Source organism: Halostella salina (genome assembly GCF_003675855.1).
Classification (GTDB): domain Archaea; phylum Halobacteriota; class Halobacteria; order Halobacteriales; family Natronoarchaeaceae; genus Halostella; species Halostella salina.
In genome coordinates, this window is record NZ_RCIH01000011.1 from 19,178 (window position 1) to 35,225 (window position 16,048).

20 protein-coding genes are annotated in these 16,048 nt (G+C 70.3%); 12 read left to right on the forward strand and 8 right to left on the reverse strand.

Annotation, left to right across the window (positions count from 1 at the left end):
• Positions 1-10: 10 nt before the first annotated feature.
• Positions 11-703 (reverse strand): hypothetical protein, encoded by a 693-nt coding sequence (locus tag D8896_RS17930; protein ID WP_162991645.1) that lies wholly within the window; start codon positions 701-703, stop codon positions 11-13.
• Between the two features lie 191 nt (positions 704-894).
• Between D8896_RS17930 and hisC the strand changes: the two genes are divergently transcribed.
• The 5 genes from hisC (at position 895) to tpiA (ending at position 4,419) form a co-directional block, all read left to right on the forward strand.
• Positions 895-2,016 (forward strand): histidinol-phosphate transaminase, encoded by a 1,122-nt coding sequence (hisC, locus tag D8896_RS17935; protein ID WP_121823484.1) that lies wholly within the window; start codon positions 895-897, stop codon positions 2,014-2,016.
• Positions 2,013-2,519: an adenylate kinase family protein gene (locus D8896_RS17940; RefSeq protein ID WP_121823485.1), complete on the forward strand. Its 507-nt coding sequence runs from the start codon at positions 2,013-2,015 to the stop codon at positions 2,517-2,519. Before hisC ends, D8896_RS17940 begins: the two co-directional genes overlap by 4 nt.
• Positions 2,516-3,124 (forward strand): CDP-alcohol phosphatidyltransferase family protein, encoded by a 609-nt coding sequence (locus D8896_RS17945; protein ID WP_121823486.1) that lies wholly within the window; start codon positions 2,516-2,518, stop codon positions 3,122-3,124. The genes D8896_RS17940 and D8896_RS17945 overlap by 4 nt, the downstream gene beginning before the upstream one ends.
• A gap of 43 nt (positions 3,125-3,167) precedes the next feature.
• Positions 3,168-3,707 carry a multiprotein bridging factor aMBF1 gene (locus D8896_RS17950; protein WP_121823487.1) on the forward strand — a complete coding sequence of 180 codons (540 nt, stop codon included), beginning with the start codon at positions 3,168-3,170 and terminating at the stop codon, positions 3,705-3,707.
• A gap of 67 nt (positions 3,708-3,774) precedes the next feature.
• Positions 3,775-4,419, forward strand: a complete 645-nt coding sequence (tpiA, locus tag D8896_RS17955; protein ID WP_121823488.1) for a triose-phosphate isomerase — start codon at positions 3,775-3,777, stop codon at positions 4,417-4,419.
• Between the two features lie 21 nt (positions 4,420-4,440).
• Here the strand turns inward: tpiA and D8896_RS17960 are convergent, their stop codons facing one another.
• A complete protein-coding gene (locus tag D8896_RS17960; RefSeq protein ID WP_121823489.1) occupies positions 4,441-4,833 on the reverse strand; it encodes a hypothetical protein in 393 nt (130 codons plus the stop codon).
• A gap of 51 nt (positions 4,834-4,884) precedes the next feature.
• Positions 4,885-5,184: a PadR family transcriptional regulator gene (locus D8896_RS17965; RefSeq protein ID WP_121823550.1), complete on the reverse strand. Its 300-nt coding sequence runs from the start codon at positions 5,182-5,184 to the stop codon at positions 4,885-4,887.
• A 124-nt stretch (positions 5,185-5,308) separates the two neighbouring features.
• Between D8896_RS17965 and D8896_RS17970 the strand changes: the two genes are divergently transcribed.
• Positions 5,309-5,923, forward strand: a complete 615-nt coding sequence (locus tag D8896_RS17970) for a toll/interleukin-1 receptor domain-containing protein (protein WP_121823490.1) — start codon at positions 5,309-5,311, stop codon at positions 5,921-5,923.
• A gap of 12 nt (positions 5,924-5,935) precedes the next feature.
• On the opposite strand, the gene D8896_RS17975 is transcribed toward D8896_RS17970, so the two are convergent.
• Positions 5,936-6,670, reverse strand: coding sequence for a J domain-containing protein (locus D8896_RS17975; RefSeq protein WP_121823491.1), 735 nt, complete (start codon positions 6,668-6,670; stop codon positions 5,936-5,938).
• Positions 6,671-6,847: 177 nt separating this feature from the next.
• On the opposite strand from D8896_RS17975, the gene D8896_RS17980 reads away from it, so the two are divergent.
• Both D8896_RS17980 and D8896_RS17985 read left to right on the forward strand, forming a co-directional pair.
• Positions 6,848-9,154 carry a heavy metal translocating P-type ATPase gene (locus D8896_RS17980; protein ID WP_121823492.1) on the forward strand — a complete coding sequence of 769 codons (2,307 nt, stop codon included), beginning with the start codon at positions 6,848-6,850 and terminating at the stop codon, positions 9,152-9,154.
• Positions 9,155-9,203: 49 nt separating this feature from the next.
• Positions 9,204-9,908 (forward strand): helix-turn-helix domain-containing protein, encoded by a 705-nt coding sequence (locus D8896_RS17985; RefSeq protein WP_121823493.1) that lies wholly within the window; start codon positions 9,204-9,206, stop codon positions 9,906-9,908.
• Positions 9,909-9,934: 26 nt separating this feature from the next.
• Here the strand turns inward: D8896_RS17985 and D8896_RS17990 are convergent, their stop codons facing one another.
• From D8896_RS17990 to D8896_RS18000, 3 genes are all read right to left on the reverse strand, one after another.
• A complete protein-coding gene (locus tag D8896_RS17990) occupies positions 9,935-10,234 on the reverse strand; it encodes a HalOD1 output domain-containing protein (RefSeq protein WP_121823494.1) in 300 nt (99 codons plus the stop codon).
• Positions 10,235-10,332: 98 nt separating this feature from the next.
• Positions 10,333-11,313, reverse strand: a complete 981-nt coding sequence (corA, locus tag D8896_RS17995) for a magnesium/cobalt transporter CorA (protein WP_121823495.1) — start codon at positions 11,311-11,313, stop codon at positions 10,333-10,335.
• 100 nt (positions 11,314-11,413) lie between these two features.
• Entirely contained in the window at positions 11,414-11,977 is a 564-nt protein-coding gene (locus tag D8896_RS18000) for a hypothetical protein (protein ID WP_121823496.1), read from the reverse strand.
• Positions 11,978-12,050: 73 nt separating this feature from the next.
• Here D8896_RS18000 and D8896_RS18005 point away from each other — a divergent pair, with 73 nt between their 5' ends.
• Entirely contained in the window at positions 12,051-12,626 is a 576-nt protein-coding gene (locus D8896_RS18005) for a class I SAM-dependent methyltransferase (protein WP_240452087.1), read from the forward strand.
• 23 nt (positions 12,627-12,649) lie between these two features.
• A complete protein-coding gene (locus tag D8896_RS18010) occupies positions 12,650-13,060 on the forward strand; it encodes a DUF3054 domain-containing protein (protein WP_121823497.1) in 411 nt (136 codons plus the stop codon).
• A gap of 12 nt (positions 13,061-13,072) precedes the next feature.
• Here D8896_RS18010 and D8896_RS18015 read toward each other — a convergent pair whose 3' ends face one another.
• Positions 13,073-14,287 (reverse strand): MFS transporter, encoded by a 1,215-nt coding sequence (locus D8896_RS18015; RefSeq protein WP_121823498.1) that lies wholly within the window; start codon positions 14,285-14,287, stop codon positions 13,073-13,075.
• A 405-nt stretch (positions 14,288-14,692) separates the two neighbouring features.
• On the opposite strand from D8896_RS18015, the gene D8896_RS18020 reads away from it, so the two are divergent.
• Together D8896_RS18020 and D8896_RS18025 are read left to right on the forward strand one after the other, a co-directional pair.
• On the forward strand, positions 14,693-14,911 hold the full coding sequence (locus tag D8896_RS18020) for a hypothetical protein (protein ID WP_121823499.1): 219 nt from the start codon (positions 14,693-14,695) through the stop codon (positions 14,909-14,911).
• Between the two features lie 100 nt (positions 14,912-15,011).
• Positions 15,012-16,010, forward strand: coding sequence for an ornithine cyclodeaminase family protein (locus D8896_RS18025; RefSeq protein WP_121823500.1), 999 nt, complete (start codon positions 15,012-15,014; stop codon positions 16,008-16,010).
• Positions 16,011-16,048: the final 38 nt, after the last annotated feature.

Below are 16,048 nucleotides of genomic sequence, written 5' to 3' on the forward strand. Positions count from 1 at the left end.
CGGGGTCCGCCTACCCCTGTCCGAAGTTGTTCTCGATGAACCGTCGCCACGGTGGAAACGGCGAGTCGATATCGGCGCCGTCGAGCACGTCCGCGGCATTCTCGGCTGGGTCGTCCGCGTCCTCGGCTTGCTCGCCGTCGGTCCCGTCACCCCCGCCACAGGCCGCACAGGTGCGACCCTCGTTGAACGCCCGCAGGTCGTCCCGGACCGGTTCGCCGTCGACGCCGCGGGCGTCCTCCCACGACCAGGTGAGGCCGTACTCATCGGGAGCGGCGGCGTAGGCCCATCGGTCGTCAGCCGTTCCGTCCGACCGGGCCAGCCACGTGAGCGCGTCGCCGATCCGCGGTTTGATCGCGGTCGCCGCCTCGTGACACGCGCCGCCGTCGCCGACCCGGATGGCGGCGACGTTCGCCTGCGCGGCGACCGCCTGCTGGGCTAGCTGGAGCGCCCTGTCGGCCCCCGGCGACTCCCGGAGCAGCGCGTACGTCGTCTCCCTGTCGTACCGCGCTTCGCTCCGGTCGAGCCGGAAGCTCGTTCGGGTGTCGTTGAACGCCGCCGGGTGGTTTTCCCACCACCGGACCGGCCGCGGGCAGTCCAGCGTCGCCGCTGCGGTGCCCGACAGCCCGGCTGCACCGACCGCCAGCCCGCCGGTCGCGGCGGCGGTCCGTCGGAGGAGCGCCCGCCGCGTCACTGTATCTGTCATCGTTACCGATCTGTCCGACCCCGGATCGTTTCGTAATGACCGTCATTACGGCTGTGCGACTCGAATAAGCTGTTTGTACCGCCAGCGTAGCAACGGCTTACTGCCGGCACCATGGCGCGTCCGTCGCGGCCGCCGCGACCGCACGACGCGGCTTGAGTAGCCTTAAGCCCCGCCACCCACTTCCTCCGACCATGCAACCGCGAGACCTGTCGGCCCACGTCCCCTACGAGGCGGGCCGCGGGATAGAGGAGGTCGCCCGCGAGCTCGGGCGGGACCCCGACGAGTTCGTCAAGTTGGCGTCGAACGAGAACCCGTTAGGACCGAGTCCCGCCGCATCGGAGGCGATCCGCGAGGCGGCGGGGCGGGCCAACTCGTATCCGACGGCGGCTCACACGGACCTGACCGCCGCCGTGGCGGACGCGTGGCGCGTCGACGACGAGCAGGTGTGGCTCGGCAACGGCGGCGACGGCGCGCTCGACTATCTCGCCCGTGCGACGCTGTCGCCGGGCGACGACGTACTGGTGCCCGACCCCGGCTTCTCCTACTACGCGATGAGCGCCCGGTACCACCACGGCGAGGTGGCGGAGTACCCGCTTCCCGCGGCGGACGACTTCGCGATGGACGCCGACACGGTGCTCGACCACTACGACGGCGAGCGCGTCGTCTACGTCACCTCGCCCCACAACCCGACCGGCCGCGTGATGGCGCTCGACGAGGTAGAGCGCGTCGCCCGCGAGACAGACGAGGAGACGCTCGTCGTCGTCGACGAGGCGTACGGCGAGTACGCCGACGAGCCCTCGGCCGTCTCGATCGTCGGCGGCGCGGCGAGCAAGGATGCCGGACTCTCGGAGGCGACCGAGGACCGCGAGACACGGGACGACGTGGCCGTCCTCCGGACGTTCTCGAAGGCGTACGGGCTCGCGGGCGTTCGGCTGGGCTACGCGGTCGTCCCGGCGGACTGGGGCGACGCGTACGCGCGAGTGAACACGCCGTTCGCGGCCAGCGAGATCGCCTGCCGCGCCGGGATCGCCGCGATGGGTGACCGCGAGCACGTTCAGGACTCGGTCGAGACCGCGGCATGGGCCCGGGAGTACATCCACGAGAACGTGGATGCCCCGACGCTCCCGAGTTCGGGGAACTTCGTGCTGGTCCGGGTCGGCGACGGGACGGAGACGTACGAGGCGCTGAAGCGCCGCGGCGTCATCGTCCGGGACACGTCGAGCTACGGCCTGCTCGAGTACGTCCGGGTCACCTGCGGCACGCGCGAGGAAACCCGCCGGGCGGTCGAGGAACTGAACGAGGTGCTCGCATGAGAGTCGCCGTCACCGGCACGCCCGGCACGGGCAAGACGACCGCGACCGACCGGCTGGACACGGCCCTCGACGTGGTCCACCTCAACGACGTGGTTCGGGAGGAAGGGCTGTACGACGACGTGGACGAGGAGCGCGACAGCGTGATCGTCGACATCGACGCCGTCGCCGACTGGCTCGGGGACCGCGACGACGTGGTGGTCGACTCCCACCTCGCACACCACCTCGACGCTGACCGCGTGGTCGTGCTGCGCTGTCACCCCGAGGAACTGGAGCGCCGCCTCCGCGACCGCGGCGAACCGCCGGCGAAGGCCGAGGAGAACGCCGAGAGCGAGGCACTCGACGTGATACTCGCCGAGGCGGTCGACGCCCACGGCGAGGCGAACGTCTACGAGATAGACGCGACCGACCGCGACCCCGACGCGGTGGCCGCCGCCATCGAGGCCGTCGTCGCGGGCGAGCGCGAACCGAGCGCCGGCACCGTCTCCTTCGTCGACTACCTATGACGCTGGACCAGTTGCGCCCCTACGTCGACGGGCTGCTCGACCCGTGGGTGCGCGCGGCCGACCGCGTCGGCCTCACGCCGAACGGCGTCAGCGCGGTCGCCGGCCTCGTCGCCGTCGCCGCCGGCGTCGCCTACTACCTCGCCGGCACCGACCCGGTCTGGTACGCCGCCGGGTCGACGCTGGTCGTCCTCAACGGCTGGTTCGACGTGATCGACGGCGCGCTCGCCCGCCGGCAGGAAGTCGACTCCGAGGCGGGCGACCTGCTCGACCACGTCCTGGACCGCTACGCCGACATCGTCATCATCGCCGGCGTCGCGGCCGGCGTCGGGCGCTACGACCTCGGTCTCGCCGCCGTCACGGGCGTCCTGATGACCTCCTATCTCGGCACGCAGGCACAGGCAGTCGGGCTCGACCGCCTCTACGCCGGGCTGGTCGGTCGCGCTGACCGGCTCGTCATCATCGCGGGCGTCGGCTACGTCGCGGCCGTCGTCGACCCGACGGCGTACGGGCTCTCGCTCGCCGGCTGGCTGCTCGTGTTCCTCGCCGTCGTCGGTCACCTCACCGCCGTCCAGCGGTTCCACGAGGCGTGGGGGCGGCTCGACTGACCGCGGCGCATCATTTATACAGCGGCGCGATATACCCTCACGCATGGTTCAGTGTGAGATGTGCGGCGCGGAGACTTCGTCGCCGAAGAAAGTGAAGGTCGAAGGCGCTGAGCTGGACGTGTGTAGCGACTGCGCCGACTTCGGGACGGAGGTCAAGACCCAGTCCACGTCCGGCGACACCTCGACAAAGTACTCCACGTCGTCGGACGGGTCGAGTTCGTCGTCCAGCGCCTCGGGCGGGACCTCGACGACGAGTTCCACGGGCGGCGGCTCCCGGAGCCGGTCGGACATGTTCGACGACATGGACGAACTCGCACAGGACTACGACGACCGGATCCGGAACGCCCGCGAGGACCGCGGGCTCTCCCAGGCCGACCTCGCGAACGAGCTAAACGAGAAGGCCAGCCTCATCCGGAAGCTCGAACGCGGCGAGACGCTCCCCAGCGACGACGTGCAGGCCGCGCTTGAAGGCCACCTCGACATCGACCTGAGCGGGAGCGGCGGCGGCGAGGACACCGAATGGGAGGGCGGCTCCTCGACCGGCGAGTACACGCTCGGCGACGTGGTAAAGCGGAAGGACTGACCGGCCGACTCGCGCGACGCCTGCCGTTCTCGCAACCTATTTGTCCCGCGGCCGCCGGGGTACTGGTATGTTCGTTCTCGTCAACCTGAAGGCGTACCCGTGTGACCCCGTCGCCGTCGCGGAGGCCGCGGCGGAGGTAAACGACGACACCGACGCGGAGATCGTCATCGCGCCGCAGGCCGCCCACCTGCCGGCGGTGGCCGATACCGGCGTCGAAACGTGGGCACAGCACGTCAGTCCCGTCGAACACGGCAGCCACACCGGGAGCACGCTCGCGGAGGCGGCCGCCGACGCCGGCGCGACCGGCACGCTGCTCAACCACTCGGAGAACCGGCTGAAACTCGCCGACATCGACGGCTCGCTCGACGCGGCCGGGCGCGTCGGCTTCGACACCTGCGTCTGTGCGAACAACGCCGAGCAGATCGCCGCCGCGGCCGCGCTCGGCCCGGACAGCGTCGCGGTCGAACCGCCGGAGCTGATCGGCACCGGCACGCCGGTCAGCAAGGCCGACCCCGACATCGTGCGCGACGCCGTCGATGCGGCGGCCGCGGTCGACGAGAGCGTCGACGTGTACTGCGGCGCGGGGATCAGCACCGGCGAGGACCTCGTCGCCGCCCGCGACCTGGGTGCCGACGGCGTCCTGCTGGCAAGCGGCGTCGCGAAGGCCGACGACCCGGCCGCCGCGCTTGCCGACCTCGTCGCCCCGCTGTAGCGCCGACTGCGGAGCCGTCGGCTACTCCTTCAGCAACACCATCGCGTGGCCGTCGTCGAGAGTGACGGGACCGCCGTCGGCGTCGTCGCGGTCCGCAACGGCGCGGCGGGCGACGTCGTTGTGGACCGACAGCACCCCCTCGAACTCGTCGTCGGTCATGTCGTGGTGGTCGGCGAACTGCCGCCAGATTCGTCGCGGCAGCGCGAGGTAGTACGCTGCTTCGTCGGCGAAGACGAGCGGGTCGTCGCGCAGCGACGTCCGCCACTCGTAGACGAGTCCGTCGACCCCGGGCAGGTCACGCATGCCTTGCTGGTGCGTTTCGAGGAGCGTCCGGAGGCGGTCCGGGCCGATGCCCGCGTCGGCCGCAGCGCTCTCGACCGCTCCGTCCGCGAACAATGCGGCGCTGTCGCTCATGGAGATCCCTGTGCGCTCGACGAACTCGTATCGTTCGCTTCGGCGGGTGGCCTATGAGACCGCCGCCGACTCCGAGTCCGTTTCGAGGTACTGCTCCTCCCACTCGCGGCGGGCCTCGATCTCGCGTTTCCCCCGCTGGGTGAGCGCGTAGTAGTTGGTCCGTCGGTCGAGCTCCCCCTTCTCGACGAGTCCCTTGTCGACGAGGGTGTCGAGGTTCGGGTACAGCCGACCGTGGTGTATCTCCGTCTCGTAGTACTTCTCGAGTTCGTCCTTGATAGCGAGTCCGTGCGGGTCGTCGAGACCGGCGATGACCGTCAGCAGGTCCCGCTGGAACCCTGTTAGATCGTGCATCGTTCCCCCCACCGTACTGTAATATCACGTTCGGCATAAACGTATGGGGGTAGCCTGCATTCCACACCCGAGCACGGACGGCAGTTGGGGAGGGTTTAAGCCTCGACCGGCGCAGTGGTAGCGTATGAGCGACGAGCGAGTGTTCGTCTCGCACGCGCCGGGGGACAGGGGGCTCGTCGAGGGGGTGTTTCGCTCGGTCCGAAACCTCCCGCTCCACGTCCACATCGCCGGCGAGGAGGTCGACGACGGCCGCGACCGGACCGGGCTGCGCGGCCGGATCGACGAGAGCGACGCGGCCGTGGCGATGCTAACCGAGGATGGCGCGACGAACCAGTGGGTGAACCGCGAGGTCGGCTACGCAGTGGCGCGCGACGTTCCGGTGGTGCCGGTCGCCCCCCGGACGGAGCTCATCGGCGGCTATCTGGAGGACCGGCCGCCGGTGGAACTCCACGACGAAGCGATCCACCGCACGGTGTTCGAAGTGTTCTCGGCGCTCCGACGGGAGCTGACGCCGCTTGGCGGCCTCGACACGCCGAAGTGGTACCTCCCCTTCCGCTGTACGACGGACGGCTGCTCGGAGCCCGTGACCCTGAAGATCGACCGCGACCAGTCGGACCTCTGGCGGCTGCACGACCACGGCCGGACGATCCACGCCGACTGCGAGGCGTGTGCGACCCGCTACCACTTCGAGCCGGCGACGCTCGGACTCATCCGCCGCGAAGAGACAGGGTCCGAGTAACCGCGGGCGAGGTCACTCGGCGAGCCGGTCGTATGCGCGTTTGACCGCCTTGAACTCCGACCGGTCGCCGTCGGTGCGGTCGGGATGGGCCTCCTTGACCTTCTCCAGGTACGCGTCCCGGATCGTCTCCTGATCGGCCTCCCCGTCGACCTCCAGCGTGGCGTAGGCCTCGGACCGCCGCATGCGGACGGCCTTGACGACCCCTTCCTCCAGCCCTTCCTCCTTGCACTCCGGGCAGAACGACTGCGTCCGGCCGTCGACCGTCTCGACCCGGTACAGTTCGACGGTGAACGTCTCGCGGCAGTCGTCGCACCGGTTGGTGGTGACGGCCGTCTCGTCGGCACCCGTCGACCCGTCGCCGGACTCGCGGTCGGCGGTTCCGCTGTCGGTGGGTCCACCGGAATCCGTCCTCCCGGCGGCCCCGGACGACCGATCCCGGGAGTCGGCCGTCCCGTCGTCGTCCCGACCGGGGACGTGGCGCTCGCAGTCGTCACAGCAAAGCACCGACGTGCCGTCCGACAGCGTGACGCTCGTCAGGTCCGCGACCCGATGTTCGGTGCCACAGCCGTCGCAGGCCCGCCGCCGCTGGTCAAGGCCGGCCTGCTTCTCGGCGGCGGTCTCGGCGTACTCGCGGCACTCGGGACAGCAGACGGCGGTGTGGCCGTCCGGCATCGTGACAGAGTGGAGGTCCTCGACCGGCAGGGTCCGCCCGCAGCCGTCACAGCCCCGCCTGTCGGTTACTGCCATCGTCGGCCGTATTATTCCTCGCCGTATATATGCCTTGCACGTGGTACGTGTTCGGGAGCGAGACCGCCTCCCCGCCTCGAGTTAATAGACTCACCGAATTCATTTATTACAAAATGCGAATTCCCGCGCCGGATGTAGCAGCAGAATTAATAACGGGCTGTCGCGTAGCCTCCGGTAATGAGTCACGGCGACACGAACCGGGAGTCGGTGACGCTCTCGGTCCCCGAGATGGACTGCTCGTCCTGTGCGTCGAAGGTCGAGGGGAGCGTCAGTGAGGTCGACGGCGTCGCGTCCGTCGATCCGACGCCGACGACCGGCAAGGTGGACGTGACGTTCGACCCGGCGAAGGCGGACGCGACCGACGTGACGGCCGCCGTCGAGGCGGCGGGCTACGAGGTCGCCGCGGGCGGTCCCGCCGACGCCGAGGACGACCCCGGGTCGGTGTGGCGGAGCGGGCGGGCGCTGAAGACGTGGGCCGCCGGGGGGTTCCTCGTGCTCGCGCTTCTCTCGGAACTCGTCGTGCCGAACGGGAACCCGACGCTGGTGACGGCGCTCGGCACCGAGTGGGGGCTGGCCGACGCCCTCCTCCTCGGGGCCGTCGTCGTGGGCGGCGAGGTGATCGTCCGCAACGGCTACTACTCCGCGCGGAACCTGAGCCTCGACATCGACTTCCTGATGACCGTGGCGATACTGGCTGCCACGGGGCTGTCTGTCGCCGTCCCCGGTGAGAACTTCCTCGTCGAGGCGGCGTCGCTGGCGGTGCTGTTCAACCTCGCGGAGGTGCTCGAACGCTACTCCGTGACGCAGGCGCGCGAGTCCCTGGAGGAGCTGTTCTCGCTGGCCCCCGACACCGCCGTCGTCCTGCGTGACGGCGACCACCTCGAGGTGCCGGTCGACGCCGTCGACGTGGGCGAGACCGTCATCGTGGAGCCGGGCGAAAAGGTGCCGATGGACGGCACGGTCACGGACGGCGAGAGCGCGGTCAACGAGGCCCCGATCACCGGCGAGAGCGTCCCCGTGGACAAGCGCGAGGGCGACGAGGTGTACGCCGGGACGATCAACCAGCAGGGGTATCTGGAGGTGGAGGTGACGTCGGTGGCCGACGACAGCACGCTCGCGCGGATCATCGACCTCGTGGAGAGCGCGGGGGAGAACCGCACCGACCGCGAGCAGTTCGTCGACCGCTTCGCCGGCTACTACACCCCGGTCGTGACGGCCGCGGCGATACTGACGGCGACCGTGCCGCCGCTGCTGGTCGGCGACTGGGTGACGTGGGCGGTCCGGGGGATCGCGCTGCTGGTGATCGCCTGCCCCTGCGCGTTCGTCATCTCGACGCCCGTCTCGGTGGTCTCCGGGATCACCAGCGCCGCGCGCAACGGCGTCCTGATCAAAGGCGGGAACCACCTGGAGACGACGGGCGAGGTCGACGCTGTCGCACTCGACAAGACGGGGACGCTCACGACCGGCGAGCTGTCGGTCACCGACGTGGTGCCGCTGAACGACAACGACGCCGCCGACGTGCTGGCCTGCGCCCGCGGCGTCGAGTCCCGGAGCGAACACCCCATCGGCGACGCCATCGTCGACCACGCCGAGACCGAGGGGGCCGAGGCGGCCGACGTGTCCGACTTCGAGGCGATCACGGGCAAGGGCGTCCGCGCGGACCTCGACGGGACGACCCACTACGCCGGCAAACCGGCGTTCTTCGAGGACATGGGCTTCGACCTGGACCACGTCCACGTCCGGACGGACGGCGGGGCGGTCGCCGCGGGCGGTGCAGGGGCGACGCCGGCGGCCGGCGCTGTCGACGGCGACCTCCGGGCGCAGTGCGAGCGACAGGGCTGTCTCGACCTGCTGGAGGAGACGATCCCGCGGCTTCGGGGCGAGGGGAAGACCGTCATCCTCGTCGGCACCGAGGACGCCCTGGAGGGCGTCATCGCCGTCGCCGACACGGTCCGGCCGGACGCGAAAGCCGCCGTCGCGGCCCTCCGTGAGGCTGGCGTCGAGCCGGTCATGCTCACCGGTGACAACGCGGGTACCGCCGAGGCCATCGCCGCCGAGGTGGGGATCGACCGCTACGAGGCGGGCCTGCTCCCCGAGGAGAAGGTCGCGGCGGTCGAGGACCTCCGCGAGGAGTTCGGGACCGTCGCGATGGTCGGTGACGGGATCAACGACGCGCCCGCGCTCGCCGCCGCGGACGTGGGGATCGCCATGGGCGCGGCCGGCACCGACACCGCAATCGAGACGGCCGACGTGGCGCTGATGGCCGACGACCTCTCGAAGCTCCCCTACCTCGTCGACCTCTCCCGGACCGCGAACGGCGTCATCCGGCAGAACATCTGGGCCAGCCTCGGCGTGAAGGCGCTGCTCGCCGTCGGCATCCCGCTCGGCTACGTCTCGCTGGTCGTCGCGGTGCTGGCGGGCGACGTGGGGATGACGACGGCCGTCACCGGCAACGCGATGCGGCTCTCGCGGGTTCGCCCGTAGCCGCCGTCCGCCGATAAGCCTAACACCTCCGGCAGTGGTAGTTTTTCACATGCCCGGAACCGTCGCCGACGAGCGGACCGCCCCCGTCGTCGAGGTCGAGTTCACGGTCCGAGACCCGGAGTACCCGTTCGTGTACGTGTCCGACACCGAGGACTGCGTCTTCGAACTCGCCGAGATGGTCCCCCGCGACGGCGGTCGATACGCCGAGTTCTTCAACGTCACCGACGTCGACCCCGGGCGGATACTGGAGCTGGCGGCGGAGCGGGAGACGGTCGGCGTCTCACTGCTCAGGGAGTACGAGGACGGCGGCCTCTTCGAGTTCCTCGTCTCCGGGGACTGTCCGGCCTTCTCGCTGGCGAAGCTGGGTGCCCTCCCGCGCGAGGTGTACGCCGCGGACGGCGAGGGCCGGATCGTCGCGGAGATACCGCCCCGGTACGACCCGCCCGACGTGATCGACCGGTTCCTCGACGAGAACGCGGACACCGATATTGTCAGGAAACGCGAGAAGGAAGCCGTCACGCCGCTGTTCTCCCGATCAGCGCTGCCCGAGGTGCTTGCCGACCGTCTCACCGACAGGCAGCGCGACGTTCTCCGCGCCGCCTACGACGCGGGCTACTACGACTGGCCGCGCGACTGCACGGGCGCGGACGTGGCCGACTCCCTCGGCATCTCCTCGGCGACGTTCTCGGAACACATCCACGCGGCGGAGCGGAAGATCCTCGCGGCGCTGTTCGATCGCGCCGGGAGCGGCTGACCGGGGCAGCCATGGATGCCGGGCGTTCACTCCCCGTCCGGCGACACGACCGTCCGGCCGTCCCCCTGGACGGTTACCGTACATCCCTCGAACCGGAAGGTGATACCGGCCCCCGTGCTACGGTCCCCTCCGTGGTCCGGGCCGACCAGTCGGTCCAGCGTGCGTGGGTCGACCGCCTCGTAGAGCGGGTCCAGTGCGACGGGGTCGCTATCGGTCGCCGCGGCGACCGTCTCGACGACGCTGTGGACCGGCTTCCGGGGACCCTCCCCGGCACACCGTGCGGTGTACGTCCCGGCTTCCGGGTCGTACCGAACTGAGTTATCCATACGAGTCCCTCGGTACGACTGTCGGATCCGGCGGGCTTAGTTCGGGTCCCTACATCTCAAGGGCCACACGGGAGAACGGACGCCGGAATCCGACGGGTCTACAGCCACCCCTCGCGCCGGAAGTACGCCGCCATCGCGAGGGCCATCAGGAGCATCCCGACGAGCACCGCCGGGTAGCCGTACGCCCACTCCAGTTCGGGCATGTTGTACGGGCTGCCCGAGAAGTTCATCCCGTACACGCCGGCGACGAACGTCAGCGGGAGAACGATGGTGGCGACGACGGTGAGCTTCTTCATCACCTCGTTGGTCGAGACGGACAGCGAGTTCAGGTAGATGTCCCGCGCGCCGCTGGCCAGGTCGCGGTACGTCTCCACGAGGTCGACCAGCTGGACGACGTGGTCGTACACGTCGCGGAAGTACTTCTCGGCGTCCTCGCTCACCTGATCCGGGTCGCCCCGGGCGAGGATCCCGGCGGCCTCCCGGAGCGGCCACACGAGGCGGCGCACCGCGAGCAGTTCCCGGCGGATGCTCTGGATCCGCTCCAGCAGCCCAACGTCGGGGTCGTCGATCACCGCGTCCTCGACGAGTTCGATGTCGTCCTCGATCCCGTCGAGGAGGGCGAAGTAGTCGTCGATGATCCCGTCCAGGATCCGGTAGGCGGCGAAGTCCGCGCCGCGGGCGACCAGCCGCGCGTCGCCGCGCCCGACGGCCTCCCAGGCGCGCCCCACGGCGTCGGTCCGATTCGGTGCCAGCGTGACGACCCAGCCGTCGCCGAAGAACACCCCGAGCGGGTCCTCGACCAGTTCCCCCTCGAACGTCGTCTCCCCGCGGGCGAGTTCGGCCTCCTTGACCAGCACGAACGCGTGGTCGTCGAACAGTTCCACCTTCGGGCGGACGCCGTTCTCCACGTCCTCCGTCTCCAGCGGGTGGATCCCGAAGGTGTCCCGGATCGCCGTCAGTTCGGACTCGGTGGGGCCGACGACGCGAACCCACGTCGTCCCGGCGGCGTCCCGCGCCGCCGCGATATCGTCGTACGGCGACGCGCCGTCCTCGTCGTAGACGATCGTCTCGACGGTCACGCGGTCCCGCCCCCCGACCGCCCGCGCGCCGCGAGTCGCGTCCGGTTCATACCCCCGTCATCGGCGGAGCGACACAAAAACCCCTGCGGCGACCCCGCCGTCACTCCGGGAGGATGTCGCCGAGCGCGGCCCCGATGGCCATCACGACGCCCGTCACGGTGGTCTGGCACGTCGCGACCCACGGCTCGGCCCAGTCGACGCGCCCCCAGGCGGTCATCAGCAGGAGGGCCGCCCCGCCGGAAACGACCAGAATGCCGAGGAGCCGCCGCGGCACCACCCCGAACAGGAGGTCGCTCTCCACGTCCGCGAAGCCGACGGCGTGGAGGATGCCGACCGTGACGACCAGCCCGATCCCGACGGTCACGACGAACGACGCCGGATTGGCCGCGAGGTGGTCCCCGACTTCCTGGGTGCCGCCCTCGACCAGCATCGGGACGCCGAAGATGAGGCTGCCGACCAGCGCCTCGCCGGCGTCGCGAACGTCGAAGCTCGACCGGATCCGGCCGAACAGGCGCGGGTTCTCGGCCTTGCGGAGCGTCCGCATCGTCTCGCGAACCTGCTCGCGCTCGTCCTCGGAGTCGACGATCCCCTCTAGCTCCTCCAGTTCGTCCATCGCGTCGTCGATGCCGGGACGGTCCGGCGGTCCGTCGTCGGCCTGAGACATACGTCGGCCGACGGGTCGCCGGCGGATAAAGCTGCCCGCAAAAGGCAACCGTCCGGGCGAAGACGTTGGAACCGTGCCGAGCGACGTGCGACCGTTCCACCGCTTCGCACGGTGGTACGACCTGGCGATGCCCGGCGTCGACGCCGACGCGCTGCGGAGCGCGCTCGACCTCGCGGAGCGCCCCGTCCGCCGTGGACTGGACGTTGCGGGCGGCACGGGCCGCGCGTCCCGGGGGCTACCGGGGATCGAGTGGACAGTCGTGGACGCCGCCCGCGGGATGCTCGACCGCGCGAGCGCCGCCGGGACCGCGGCCGTGCAGGGCGACGCTGCTCGGCTCCCGGTCGACGACGCGGCCGTCGACGCCGTCGTTATCGTCGACGCGCTCCACCACGTCGGCGATCCGGCGGCGGCGGTGCGCGAGGCGTCCCGCGTCCTGCGGCCCGGCGGCGTGCTCGCCGTGGCGGACTTCGACCCCGGGACGGTTCGGGGCCGCGCGCTCGTCGCCGGCGAGCGCCTCGTCGGCTTCGAGTCGACGTTCCACGGGCCGACCGACCTCTCGGCCGACCTGCGCCGGGCCGGGTTCTCGACGCTGGTCCCGGAGCCGGGCTTTGCCTACGTCGTGGCCGGCGTGAAACCGTCGGAACGATAACCGACGAGTCCACAGTGTCGGGTATGGCCTCACACGACGCCGGAACCCGGACGGCCGGGGACGACCCCTCCGGCGCTATCGTCGCGGGCGACGTCGCGGTCGTGTTCGCCCTCCTGATCGTCGGCGAGTTGAGCCACGGCATCGACCCCGTCGCCCAGCCGCTCCACGTCCTCGAAACGATCGCGCCGTTCCTCGTCGGCTGGGTCGTCGCCGCGCCGCTCGTCGGCCTGTACGACGAGGGGGCGCTGGCGACGCCGGTCCTGTCGGCGCGGCTGACGGCCGCGGCGTGGCTCGGCGCAGCGAACGTCGGCCTCCTGCTCCGCGGGTCGCCGTACTTCGTCGGCGGCACGACGTGGCCGTTCCCGCTGGTGATCACCGGGATCGGCCTGCTGTTTCTCGTGACGTGGCGGGTCGCCGCCAGCCGGTTCCTGTAGGGCGTCGTTCGGTCAGTACGCCCGGGCGTACAGGGCTGCTCCTGTCACCGCCGCGAGCGTCGCCACGCCGGCGAGCGCCAGGAACAGCGCGGTCGGCGTGCCGTACGTCAGCACCGCCCCGGCGAGCGCGCCGCCGAACGCGCCGACGCCGAACGTGCCGAGGTACGTGAACCCGTAGGAGAGTCCCCGGGTGCCGGCGGGCGTGTACTCCGCGACGGTCGCCTGATACAGCGGCTGGACCGCAAAGAGCGTGAAGCCGAGCGCCGCGCCGAGCGCGAGCAGCGGCAGCAGTCCGGCGTCCGCCGCCGGAACGAAGAGGACCGCAAGCACCGCCAGCGCGGCGAACGCGGCGGCGATGCCGGCCTCCGTCCGGATCCGGTCGGTGAGCCGCCCGCCGACGTACTGGCCGGCCATCCCGACGGTCAGGAGGCCGACGTACGCGTAGCGCGCCGGTTCGAGGTCGGTGCCGGCGAGCGAGACGGGGGCGAAGGCGTCGAAGTCCGCGAGCAGTTCCGGCAGGAAGGTGAGGACGCCGCGGTAGTACAGCCCCGACATGACGACGACGGCGAACACGCCGACGAACGCGCCGGCGAACAGCGACCTGCTCCCAGCCAGGAACTCCGAGAGCGATGAGACCGGGTCCGCACGCCCGTCGCCGTCGGCTGCCACCGCGGCGTCCTCCTCGAACTCCGTGCGGAGCGCGTACACGCCGCCGAGCGCCGCGGGGATCGCGAGCAGGCCGACGACGGTTCGCCAGTCGAACGGAATTAGCAGCAGCGTGGTGGCGAGCGGCCCGAGCGCGATGCCGGCGTTGCCCGCCATCCCGTGGTACGCGAAGGCGCTGCCGCGCTCGTCGACGCCGGTGCTGATGAGCGAGAGGCCGGAGGGATGGTAGACGCTCGCTGCGGTCCCCCACAGCAGGAGTGCGACCGTGATCACCGGGATGGAGGGGGCGACGCTCAGGACGAGAAAGGAGCCGCTCATCCCGAGCAGGCAGGCGGCGATCACCCGTCTGGAGCCGACGGCGTCCGCCAGCACGCCGCCGGGAAGCGCCCCGATGCCGAACAGCGCGTAGCCCGCGGTGACGACCAGTCCGATCGCCGCCTCGGTGACGGGGAACTCGACGAGCCACACCGACACGAGGATCGGGATCGAGAGTTCGTACGTGTGCACCATCGCGTGGCCGACCATCACGAGTCCGACGATCGCCCTGTCGTTGCCGTTCACGCTCCCCGAGCGTACGGCTCCCCCCGGTTTGATACTGTCGAAAGGTGGGATGACAGCCAGGCCCCGGCGGGCCCTCTGTGCGCCCGGACGGTTCCCCACGTCCCCGTCGTGCGCAGTATGTCGTATGCTATGCAGGCACTAATAGGCGCTCGATGGCCCAAATAATGCCGAACGATCGAACGGTTCCGGGGTTTGTTGTTCAAAGACGGGTAACTGCCGAGCCGTCAAAATCGATTCCGTGCGTAATCGATGCGATCGAGGGTTCTATGGGCCGTTCTGGGGTCCAGAACCACTGCATAACTTATAGAAATTCTACTCACTGACCATGGATTTCTAACCTATGAAATACTCGATGCCTATGGGGAACACTTATATGCGTATCCTTCATACTATGTAATAGAAATCATGACTGGATACTACGACCTCGTTCTCGGCCTCATCCCGGTCGCACTGCTCGGTTTCACTGGCGCGCTCACCGTCGCCGGCCTGAACCTGACCACCGCCGTCCCGATCGCAGCCAGCGTCCCCGTCGCGCTCATGGGCCACGCGATGTTCGTCAACGGCCCGACCGACGAGCCGGCACCGTCGACGAACACGAACGTCGGCCCGGTCAACGCCGACTGAACGCGGTCCGTTCGACGCTTCGGTCTTCTTTCCTCTCTCCCGCTTCCTTCTCCTCCCGTTCCTGCCAACGTTTTTGCCGACCCTGACCGTTGGTGCTCGCATGACGAGCACACGGTTTCTGACGAGCGACGACGTGGCGGACCTTGCGACGCCCGGCGACTACGTCGACGCGGTCCGCGACGGGTACCGACAGCGCGGCGAGGGCGCGCCCGCCGAACCGCGGACGAAGCACCTGAACGCCGACCCGCCGGGGATGCTGACCGGCTACTCCGCAGTGCTCCCCGAAACCGGGGCGATGGGCGGCTACATGTACGCGGCCGGGTTCGGCGCTGAGGACGCGTGGTTCGTCACGCCGCTGTTCGACGCCGAGAGCGGCGAGCCGCTGGCGGTCCTCGACGGGGCGAGCATGAACCCGTTCAAGACCGGCGCGGCCGGAGCGGTCGGCGTCGACGCGCTCGCCCGGGCGGACGCGAACCACGTCGCACTGATCGGCAGCGGCGCGCAGGCCCGCGGCCAGCTTCGGGCGACGGTGACGGTGCGGGACGTGGAGACGGTCGACGTGTACTCGCCGACGAAGGAGCACCGCGAGTCGTTCGCCGCGGAGATGAACGAGTCGCTCGACGCCTCCGTCGCCGCCGTCGCCAGTAGTTCCGCCGCCGTCGAGGAGGCCGACGTCGTGATCACCGCAACGACCGCCAGCGAGCCGGTGTTCGACGGCGACCTGCTGGCCGACGGCGCGCACGTCACGGCGATGGGGCAGTACGACCCCGAGAAGCGCGAACTCGACGCGACGACCATCGAGCGCGCCACCTACGTCCCGGACCTGCGCGAGCGCGCCACGCAGGACGCCGGCTCGTTCATCCACGCGGTCGAGGAGGGCGTCGTGACCGAGGACCACGTCCACGCCGAACTGGGCGAGGTGGTCGCGGGCGAGGCTCCGGGCCGCGAGTCGCCCGACGAGGTGACCGTGTTCGACAGCGGCGGCACCGGGATCGAGACGGTCGCCGCCGCCCACATGCTGTACGAGCGCGCCGCCGAGCGCGACCTGGGGACCGAGATCGATTTCGCGCCCGCGAGCGAGGCGCTGACGGGGCGGTAGTGGGGTAGCTATAACACCCGACGGGATGAAGCAACCGA